The sequence below is a fragment of the Myxococcus sp. AM011 genome, assembly GCF_013372595.1.
GTDB classification, from domain to species: Bacteria; Myxococcota; Myxococcia; order Myxococcales; family Myxococcaceae; genus Myxococcus; species Myxococcus eversor.
The window spans coordinates 1-9,488 of sequence record NZ_JABXEM010000353.1 but is presented as its reverse complement, the minus strand read 5'-3'; the positions used below and the strand labels follow the sequence as shown (position 1 = coordinate 9,488).

General features: G+C 70.8%; 9 protein-coding genes. 2 read left to right on the top strand and 7 right to left on the bottom strand.

The genetic code is table 11. From position 1 onward, the window contains the following. The 7 genes from HUW62_RS42835 to HUW62_RS42805 all read right to left on the bottom strand — a co-directional run. On the bottom strand, positions 1 to 826 hold an 826-nt coding region (locus tag HUW62_RS42835; RefSeq protein WP_176437726.1), incomplete at its 3' end, for an SWIM zinc finger family protein. Then, positions 823 to 3,804, bottom strand: coding sequence for a DEAD/DEAH box helicase (locus tag HUW62_RS42830; protein WP_176437725.1), 2,982 nt, complete (start codon positions 3,802 to 3,804; stop codon positions 823 to 825). The genes HUW62_RS42830 and HUW62_RS42835, both read right to left, overlap by 4 nt. Positions 3,805 to 4,056: 252 nt before the next feature. Next, positions 4,057 to 4,539, bottom strand: a complete 483-nt coding sequence (locus HUW62_RS42825; RefSeq protein ID WP_176437724.1) for an SMI1/KNR4 family protein — start codon at positions 4,537 to 4,539, stop codon at positions 4,057 to 4,059. 3 nt (positions 4,540 to 4,542) lie between these two features. After that, positions 4,543 to 4,929 (bottom strand): hypothetical protein, encoded by a 387-nt coding sequence (locus HUW62_RS42820; protein ID WP_255203958.1) that lies wholly within the window; start codon positions 4,927 to 4,929, stop codon positions 4,543 to 4,545. Between the two features lie 329 nt (positions 4,930 to 5,258). Further along, a complete protein-coding gene (locus HUW62_RS42815) occupies positions 5,259 to 5,645 on the bottom strand; it encodes a translation initiation factor (RefSeq protein ID WP_176437723.1) in 387 nt (128 codons plus the stop codon). Positions 5,646 to 5,665: 20 nt separating this feature from the next. Continuing rightward, positions 5,666 to 7,024: a thioredoxin domain-containing protein gene (locus HUW62_RS42810; protein ID WP_176437722.1), complete on the bottom strand. Its 1,359-nt coding sequence runs from the start codon at positions 7,022 to 7,024 to the stop codon at positions 5,666 to 5,668. Next, the gene (locus tag HUW62_RS42805; protein WP_176437721.1) at positions 7,021 to 7,347 is read right to left on the bottom strand and encodes a cupin domain-containing protein; all 327 of its coding nucleotides are present in this window, start codon (positions 7,345 to 7,347) and stop codon (positions 7,021 to 7,023) included. Before HUW62_RS42805 ends, HUW62_RS42810 begins: the two co-directional genes overlap by 4 nt. Before the next feature lie 38 nt (positions 7,348 to 7,385). On the opposite strand from HUW62_RS42805, the gene HUW62_RS42800 reads away from it, so the two are divergent. Both HUW62_RS42800 and HUW62_RS42795 read left to right on the top strand, forming a co-directional pair. Further along, entirely contained in the window at positions 7,386 to 8,444 is a 1,059-nt protein-coding gene (locus HUW62_RS42800) for a folate-binding protein YgfZ (RefSeq protein WP_176437720.1), read from the top strand. Positions 8,445 to 8,578: 134 nt separating this feature from the next. Then, positions 8,579 to 9,488 (top strand): fused MFS/spermidine synthase (locus tag HUW62_RS42795; protein ID WP_176437719.1); only part of this gene is annotated, 910 nt, incomplete at its 3' end.

The window sequence follows — 9,488 nt, the reverse complement described above, 5'->3', positions numbered from 1 at the left end:
CTCCCCACGACGCCGGCGCCCCCAACTGCCTCAGCACCGCCCCATGCACCACCGGCGCATCGAACGAGAAGCTCAGCGCCGGCAGCGGCGCGCGCGGCACGTCGTAATCAGCCGGAGTCAGCTTCCCAGGCTTCACGCCCGGCGCCTCCGACACGGGCTCCGCCACCGCCCGCGTCCCCCGCCTCCGCTTCGCCGGAGTCGACGGCGAGGTCGCGGCCGGACGCGTCTCGCCCACGCGCGCGGCGCGCAGACCGCCGAGCACCTGCTCCTTCGTCCTGCCGCGCAGCTCGAACAGGAGGAACGGGTCGCCGTCCAACGCCTCGCCGAGCACATAGTGCGTGGCGGCCACGTGCTTGCACGGGTCTCCCCAGTCCGGACACGAGCAGCTCGTCGTCAGGTCCTTCCGGCTCTGGGGGAACAGGCTCACCTTCGCCGCGAGGAACACCGCGTCGATCTCCTGCGGCATCGTCCCCGCGAGCAGCTCCGCGGCGTACCGTGCCTGGCCGGCCATCCCGGCGATGGCCTTCTCCCAGACGGCGTCGCTGAACTGCCCGAGCTTCAGCGAGATGGCATAGGGCCGAGGCCGTGAGCCCGTCACCTTCGCGGTGACTTCACCGCCACGGATGACCAGGTCATGCGTCCGCCCTGCCCGCGCATACGTCCGCCCCCGGGCCAGCCGCCCCGAGTCACCCCCCAGCACGCGCTCCAGCGCCTCCAGCCAGCGCTGGCCCCACCACGTGGAGCCGGCCTTCTTCATCTTGATGCCGTGCTCGGGCGGCGGCTTCTTCGGCGCCGACTTCCAGCCCCAGTCGCCCCAGCGACTCATGACCCCACCTCCCGCCGACGCGCCCCTCGTCGGGACGCGCTCCGCCGCGGGGCCTCCACCTCGCCCTCGCCCTCGTCCGCGACGGCGCCCGCGGACAGCGAGAACAGCTCGCGCAGCGCGGCCGTGTCCAGCTCCGTCACCCAGCTCTCGCCCGCGCCCACGACGCTCTCGGCGAGCTGGCGCTTCTGCTCGAGCAGCCGGTCAATCTTCTCCTCGACGGTGCCCGCGCACACCAGCTTGTGGACCTGCACCGCGCGCTTCTGGCCGATGCGATACGCGCGGTCCGTGGCCTGGTCCTCGACGGCGGGGTTCCACCAGCGGTCGTAATGGAACACATGGCTCGCGGCCGTCAGGTTCAGGCCCGTGCCGCCGGCCTTGACGGACAGCACGAAGATGCGCGGGCCATGGGGCTCCTCCTGGAAGCGCCGCACCGCCTCGTCGCGCGCCTTGCGGGACGTGCCGCCGTGCAGGTACAGCACCTCGTGCCCCAGGCTCTCCGACAGGTGCGCCACCAGCTTGTCCCCCATCTCCCGGAACTGGGTGAAGACGAGCGCCTTGTCCCCCGCGGACAGGGACTCCTCGAGCATCTCCGTCACGCGCGCCAGCTTCCCCGAGCGCCCCGGCAGGGGCCCCGACTCGCCGAGGTACTGCGCGGGGTGGTTCGCTATCTGCTTGGTGAACAGCAGCAGCGCGAGCACCCGGCCCCGACGCTCGATGCCGTCGGACTGCTCGATGCGGCGCAGCTCGTCGTCCACCACCGCCTTGTAGAGCGAGGCCTGCTCGCGGGTGAGCGTGCAGACGACCTTCATCTCGTTCTTGGCGGGCAGGTCCGCGATGATGGTCGGGTCGCTCTTGAGGCGGCGCAGGACGAACGGGCCGATGATGCGCCTGAGCCGGGTGGCGGCCTCCTGACTGCCATGGCGTTCGATGGGCAGCGCCAGCTCGCGCCGGAAGGTCTCCAGGGGCCCGAGCAGGCCGGGGTTGGCGAACTCCAGGATGGACCACAGCTCCGCGAGGCGGTTCTCCACCGGCGTGCCCGTGAGGGCGAAGCGCTCGCTGGCGCGCAGCGCCCGGGCCGCGCGGGCGGTGGCCGAGGCCGAGTTCTTGATGTTCTGCGCCTCGTCGAGCACCACCGTGGCCCAGTCCACCTTCGCGAGCAGCTCGGCGTCGCGGCGCAGGAGGCCATAGGTGGTGAGCACGAGCACTCCCGGTCCACGAGGCACATCACGCGCCGCGCGGGCACGCTCCGCGCCGTAGTGGGGTGTCACGCGCAACGAGGGCGCGAAGCGGGCCACCTCGCGCTCCCAGTTGCCCACCACGGAGGTGGGCGCCACCAGCAGCGTGGGCCGTGAATCGCGGGGCGCGCGCTCCAGCCGTCGCAGCAGGAAGGCCAGCATCTGCACCGTCTTGCCCAGACCCATGTCATCCGCGAGGCAGGCGCCGAGCCCCAACGAGGCCAGCGTGTCCAGCCAGTGCAGCCCTCGTGACTGATAGGGCCGCAGCGTGGCGTTCAGGGCGCTGGGAGTTGCCTGGGTCGTGGCCCCGCCCGACCGCAGCCGCCCCAGGCGCTCCTCGAGCACGCCGGTGGCGAGGACGGTGACGGGGAGCGAGCCGTGGCGCGTCTCTCCGAGCAGGGCCACGCGCACCGCCTCGCTGGCCGACATCTGGCCGGGCCCCTGGGCCAGGTGGCGCTGGATGGCGTCGAGTTCGTGGGGATCCACGGCGACCCACTCGCCCCGGAAGCGCACGAGAGGCGCCTTGCGCTGGGCGAGCAACTCGAGCTCGCGCGGGGTGAGCGGCGTGTCGCCCAGAACGGCATCCCAGTCCACGCGCAGGAGCGCGTCGAGCCCGAGGCCCGCGGCACCATCGACGACGCCGGCGACCTTCGCGTTCGCGCCCACGCGCATTCGAAGCCGCAGGCGGCGCCGGCCCGAGGTGGTGAGTTCCCCGGGGACGATGACGCCGAAGCCCGCGTCGGCGAGCCCGCGCGCGCCCTCGGAGAGGAACGCCCAGGCGTCGTCGGGTTCGAGCAGGAGGGCCTCGGGGCGGGGGCTCTCCAGCACGAGGGCGATGGGCGCGAAGAGCCGGGACGCGCGGCTGAGCGCCTCGAGCAGTGACTCCTGCGGGTCGCGGAAGGCGCGACCGAGCTTCTCCAGGCGGTGTCCGCGGGTCTTCCAGACGTCGGTGGCGGACACGAGCAGGCTCGGGTCATCGGGCGCCTGGAGGTGGAAGCTCAGCACGAAGGGCTCGCGGTCCTCCTTCGGGGGCTCCAGCCGGAAGCAGGCGCGCAGTCTGTCCCTGGCGCCGAGCGCGGGCTCGCTCCAGCGCGTCAGCTCGTCGACGACGGAGCGCTCGGCGAAGCCCTCGGGGGCGAAGTCACGGCGCGCGCCCGAGAGCGCCGCGCGCCAGCGCTCGTCCCAGGGCGCCGGTCGACGAGAGGAGGAGCGGGGAGACAGGGAGGGCCCGCCGCGCGCGGCGCGAACGAAGGCATCGACGGTGGCGTCGAGGAAGGCGCGCAGCAGCGCCTCCGGGGCCCAGACGGCGGAGCCTCGTTCGGGGTGCACGGGGACGGCGTGCGCGGCGGCGGGCATGCTCCGGGCGAGAGCGACGACGCGGCTGGAGTCCTCGGAGGCGGAGAGGGCCGCGGCCCAGCGCGCCTCGATGCGCTCGCTCTTTCTCAGGAGGGTGGGCACCACGCGCTCGCGCGCGAGCAACTCCAGCGCCAGCTTGCTGGCGAGCGTCCAGAGGGCGAGTGAGCCGGGGAAGGACTCGACCTCTGAAGTGGGCGCCACTGCGAACCGCTCGACGGTAGCGGCGAGCGGCAGCCCGCGGCCCGCGCACTCCCGGAGCCCCTCGGGGGTGACAAGCACGGCGGAGGCGCTCTCGCCCGCGTCGCGCAGGTCGGAGAAGGCGCGAGGCAGGGGCTCTCGGCCCCAGAGGAACAGCGTCTCGGCGTCGGGCAGGAAGACGAGGGGCATCGGACGACAATCTAGTCCCGGGTCCTCGGATGGATGGGAAATGAAGCGGGACGCAGGTACGAACGGTCTCCAGTGGACCGTTCGCCAAGACCCGCATCGACGGCTCGGGCCCTGTCCGCTCCGCCACGCTCACTCCCTCGGTTGCCCGCCCATCGGCCCTCGCGCATCCACGGTCGAGACCACCTCATGCAACGCCTCGCACGAGCCACTCGCGAAGGGATTGTGGAACGACCCCAACAGCGATGCAGCAACTCACACTGGCGGGAGCCAGTACCAACTCCCGTTCGAGCGGAGTGCACCAGCGAGGAACTCAGAGAACGAGGCCGCAATCCGCAGGCAGTAGTCGGGGTCCGGGAAACCCTCGCGGTAGCCATCGCGCAGAGGATACCGACCTGACTCCTGGTGGCTCACGTCGAGGAGGATGTAATTGCTGTCCCGTACCGCGCACACCGCGTACCAAGACTCGGGACCCGCCTTGTCGGTGTCGTCCTGGCTCATGACCACCCGCGCACGCTGAATCCTCGACAGGGGGAGGAACGAGAACGCGGGGTCCCTGAACGTGGGGGCGCGGGGGTCGAAAAGGTCGGCACCATCGCAGTGCAGGTAGAAGGCACGCAGGTCCGGGTCGAGGCTCCACCCCACTCTCTGCTCGAACGCTTCGATTTGCTCGGGCGTCGCAGGAGGGTTGGGGGAGTGGAGGCGCGACACCTCGGCAAGGTGTTCGGCCATGCTCATGGGCTACTCTCCATAGGGGTAATCAGGCCCGACCTGGGTCCATGGAGGGCTGTTCGCATAGCACTGGTTATAGAGCCCGTTCAGCGTGTCGTGAATGTCCTTGGGGAATGGAAGGATGTTCTCCCAGTCGGTCGGGTTGCCACCGTGCTTCAAATCTCGGATGTGGTGCCCTGGATAGGCCAGCCCGGTCTTATCGGTGGGCCATGCACCGAAGCGGGCTGCCCACTGTTCACGGAACCCGTCACGGACGTTGTCCCACTGGGCACGCGATGACTGATTCGCACTGACGCTGATTGTCGAGTAGTTGCAGCAACAGTGCGTCATTCCGAAGCGGCTTCCGGCTCGCACGACAGTGCCCTGAAAATCCATCTTCACATCAGCCAGCCACATGCAGCCCTGGAGTGCATGACCACTCCCCGCGCACTTCTCCCGGCAGTAGTTCATGAGCTCGTTGCTGCACTGCCACGGACCGTAGTGGATGACGGTGCGAAACTGCCCCCCGCCCGGCACATTGACCTCGGGGCCTACCCACTTCCGGACTGCGGCATCCGGCCGTGAAATGGGCCCCTCCGCACATGCGGCGTGGCGCAACACGGCCGTCAAGACTGAGCGAGTACGACGGGTGCGCCACCTGTTCTCGTTTGTCATGGCGCACAGTCTGCCGCGCCATACCCACGTGTCCGATTTGACGGGGGCACCTCCAGCACCATCAGGCCCGCTCAGCCCACCGTCACCTTGCGCACCCCACGCGCCTCCAACAGCGCGGGCAGACGCTCACGCTGGTCTCCCTGGAGCACCAGCGTGTCGTCCTCCACCACGCCTCCGCACCCCAGCGAGTTCTTCAGCGCCTTGAGCCACACCTCCCGCTGGGGCACGGGCAGTTCCAGATGTTCCACCACCGTGACTTCCTTGCCGCCCCGCCCCTTGCGCTCCATCCGCACCACCGCGCGCGCGGGGCCCTTCGGCTCGGGCTTGCGCACCGGTGCCGCGGCAGGCGCGGCGGGCCCCACCGGCAGCGCCTCCCGCTTCACCGCCAACGCGGCGAAGGGATTGTGGAACGGCCCCACCGGAGCCGCCGGCTCATCCTTCTTGTCACGCTTGCCCATGACGAGACGCCCGCCGTCGCTCAGTGGTTGTGGCCCGCGTGGTCGTCCTGCGGCATCGCGCGCGGCGGAGGCAGCACGTCGAACGCGGGCGCGCTCGGATTCCCGTTCGCCATCACCAGCGCGTACAGGAATGGCGCGGACGGCATTGCCTGCCGCCCGTTCACCACCACCAGCGGCGTGCCCGTGAACTGGTAGCGCAGCGCATACGCCGTATCCTCCTGAATCTTCGCCGCCGTCGCCGCGCTCGCGATGCACGCATCCAACTGCATCCGCGACACCGAACCGGAGGAGGCAATCTCCATCACCCGCTCCGTGTCCAACACCGCCTGCGCCGCGAAGAGCTTCTCCCGCAGCGTCCAGAAGTCCGGCGCGCCCTCCAGGCAGATTTGCGCCTTCGCCGCCACGCACCGCACCGTGGGCGCATCCGGCCCGCGCTTGGGCATCGCCGGATTGCACGAGCCATCCAGCGGGAACTGCCGCGCCTCCAACGACAGCCTGCCCTCCGGCACGCGCTTCTTCAGCACCGCCAGCTCCTCCACCAACGCCTTGCAGTGGGGGCACTTGCTGTCCGTCCACTCGACAATCTTCACCGGCGCGTCCACCGGCCCATAGCGGTGACGCGCGGGCGCGGCGGCGGCCTGCGGCACGCCGTGCCGGTACTGCGCCAGCGCGTTGGAGATGAACTGCTGCTGCGCCATCGGCAGCCCGCGCAGGTACGCCTCCAGCGACGCGGGCGTGGCCGCCTCCGTCGTCGACGACGAGGCCACGGGCAGCAGCTCCCCCACCTTGGGCTGCGGCGTGGACAGCGAGCGGCCCGGCAGCAACACGGCAACGAATACGACGACGGTGATGCCCACCGTCCACTGCAGCCCGGGGACCCACTGGCCCGCACCGGCCGGCAGCCCCTTCCACGCGACACCGGCGATGGCCGCCACCAGCGCGTACGTGCCCAGACACGTGGGGCACACCACGCCCGTCTGGAAGCTCGCGAAGGCGAACACGAGCACCGACACCACGCCCGCGATGGCCGTCAGCCGCAGCCCCTGGGCCGCCGGACCCACCGGCTTCCCCGAGCGCGCACGCGCCAGGTACAGCGCCGACAGCGCCACCACCGTCAGGCCCCACACGAGCCCCAGGCCCGCGACGGGGATGCCGAACAGCTCATGCATGCGGGTGGCGAACGGCGAGTTCCACACCGTCTCGCAGTTCACCGTGTCGGACACGCCACACACGGTGGAACCACCGGCGCGCAGCGTGAGCAACTGGCTCCACTGGAAGACGGACAGGACGCTCGCGGCCACGCCCAGCACCAGCAACACCACCCCGACGCGGAAGGGGACGGGGGTGGCGGCTTTCTGGGGAGAGGACTTCGGACTCATGCGTGCTCCGGGGGCGGGGTCATCAAGACAAGCAGTCGGGCGGACTCGGGGCCATCGTTGGCGACACCGTGCTCCGAACCCGAGGGGGCGAAAACCGCCGCGCCCACACCGTGGACCTCCTCCTCGGCGCCGACGCGGAAGCGGCAACGGCCTTCCAGGACGACGTAGACCTTGTCGGAGGTGGCGTGGTGGTGCGGCTTCTGGGCCTGGCCAGGCGCCAGACAGTAGACGTCGAGGAAGAAGCGCTCGGACTGGAAGACGTTGAGCTTCCGGAGCTTCTCCGGGGAGAAATCCTGGAAGGACGACAGGTGCTTCACATCCATCGTGGCATTCGCTCCTTCGCCTCTATATAGCGACGGACATGGAACCGCTGTCTCTGCATTTTCTTCACGAAGAAGCGGGGGCCCGCTTCATCGATGTGCGCGGCCGGGAAGTCGTGGCCGGGTATGGCAACGGCGAGGACGGCTACCGGGCCGCCCTGGAGGCCGTGGCCCTCCACGACGCCTCCTACCGTGAAATCCTCCGGATAACGGGGGAGGACAGGGCCTCCTTCCTACATGGAATGGTGACCCAGGAGGTGAACAACCTCCCCGTCGGAGCCGCCACGTACGCCGCCCTGGTGAATGTGAAGGGGGCCATGGTGGCGGATGCCCGCATCCTCAAGCGGGAGGCGGACCTCTTGATGGATGTGGAGCCGGGCCACGGCGCCAAGGTCCGGGAGTTCCTGGAGAAATACCTCATCTCCGAGGACGCCGAGCTGCACGACGCGACGGGCGAGTACGGCATCCTCCGGCTGCTCGGCCCCCGGACGGCGGGGGTGCTGGGCGAAGGGTTCGCTCCCCTGGCGCACCAGGCCACCCGGGCGATGACGCTCGCCGGGCAGGAGGTCCTCCTGGTGGGCAACACCTCGGTGGAGCCCCATGGCGTCGATGTGTGGGTGCCGCGCGCGGGCCTGGAGGCCGCGTGGCGGGCCTTGAGCCAGGCGGGCGCCGAGCTCGGCCTCAAGCCGCTGGGCTTCGAGGGCCTGGAGCTGTTGCGCGTGGAGGCCGGGGTCCCCCGCTACGGGCAGGACATGGTGGACACCACCATCCCCATGGAGGCCAACCTCACCGGGGCCATCTCCTACAACAAGGGTTGCTACATCGGGCAGGAGGTCATCGCCCGGGCCACCTTCCGCGGCCACATGAACCGCAAGCTGACGGGCCTGCTGCTGGGCGAGCTCGACGCCGCGCCGGGCACGGAGCTGCGCCGGGGCGAGAAGAAGGTGGGCTGGCTCACCAGCGTCGTGCGCTCGCCGGCCCAGGGACAGCGCGTGGCCCTGGGCTACGTGCACCGGGACTCGCTGGAGCCCGGCACCGAGCTGACGCTGGCGGGGGGCCCCGACACCGTGAAGGTGGCCCCCCTGCCCTTCAAGGCGTGAGCGTGACACCGCTGTCAGTGGAGCCGTGAGTCACTGACAGCCTTGTCGCCCGCACCTCGGGGTTCCTCCCCTGGGGCCGTGGAGTTACGGGCTGTTGAGTATGGAACGGGCCTTGCTCATCCGGGCCCCCGCTCATGAAGCCCTCTTCACTGACGTGGTTGTCCTTCCTCTCCGGCGCCACGGTGATGGCGTCGGAGATGGCCGCCTCGCGACTGGTGGCCCCCTACTTCGGGAGCAGCACGCCGGTGTGGGCGGCGCTCATCTCCCTGGTGCTGGGAGGGCTTGCGCTGGGGGCGCACCTGGGCGGGCGATGGGCGGACCGCGCGGAGCGACTGGAGCCGCTGCGCATGGCGCTGTGTGTCGCGGCGCTGCTCCTGGCCGCCCTGCCCTTCCTGGCGAGGGCCCTCTTGCCGGGGGCCACGACGGCGGTGATGACGGGGCGTCCGCTGGAGGCCATGGGGCGCGTGGCGTTGGTGGTGCTGGTGGCGGTGCCGCCGCTGCTGGCGCTGGGCGCGGTGGGGCCTTTCCTGTTGCGGGTGGGGCTGGGCGGTGTGGCGTCGGCGGGGGCGCATGCGGGGCGGCTGTCCTCGGCGTCCACGATGGGGAGCATCGCCGGGACGCTGCTGGCGGCCTTCGTGGTGCTGCCGTGGCTGGGCACCGCACGGGCGATGGCGTGTTTCGCGGGGCTGCTCGGTCTGACGGCGGCACACGGGCTCGGGTGGCGGTGGCGGGTGATGGCGGTGGGCGTGCCGGTGGTGGCGCTGGCGTTCGGAATCCATGCGCTGCCGCGACACCCGCGAGCGCTGGAGGTGGCCGAGTCCCCCCATGCCTTCGTGCAGGTGCTGGAGTCTCCCGAGGGGACTCGGAGCCTGGTGTTCGACGAGGGCTTCGCGGTGCAGAGCACGTGGTTGCCCGGGCAGCCGGTGCGGGAAGAGGTCTTCGCGCACTACCTGCTGACGCCGGCGATGGCGCGCGCGGAGCCTCGGGCGCCTCGCGTGTTGCTGCTGGGGTTGGGGGCGGGCACCAGCGCGCGCGGGCTGCGCG

Coding starts and splice junctions, on each gene's coding strand:
- HUW62_RS42830 (WP_176437725.1), bottom strand. CDS start 3,804: ATGCCCCTCGTCTTCCTGCCCGACGCCGAGACGCTGTTCCTCTGGGGC.
- HUW62_RS42825 (WP_176437724.1), bottom strand. CDS start 4,539: ATGAGCATGGCCGAACACCTTGCCGAGGTGTCGCGCCTCCACTCCCCC.
- HUW62_RS42820 (WP_255203958.1), bottom strand. CDS start 4,929: ATGTGGCTGGCTGATGTGAAGATGGATTTTCAGGGCACTGTCGTGCGA.
- HUW62_RS42815 (WP_176437723.1), bottom strand. CDS start 5,645: ATGGGCAAGCGTGACAAGAAGGATGAGCCGGCGGCTCCGGTGGGGCCG.
- HUW62_RS42810 (WP_176437722.1), bottom strand. CDS start 7,024: ATGAGTCCGAAGTCCTCTCCCCAGAAAGCCGCCACCCCCGTCCCCTTC.
- HUW62_RS42805 (WP_176437721.1), bottom strand. CDS start 7,347: ATGGATGTGAAGCACCTGTCGTCCTTCCAGGATTTCTCCCCGGAGAAG.
- HUW62_RS42800 (WP_176437720.1), top strand. CDS start 7,386: ATGGAACCGCTGTCTCTGCATTTTCTTCACGAAGAAGCGGGGGCCCGC.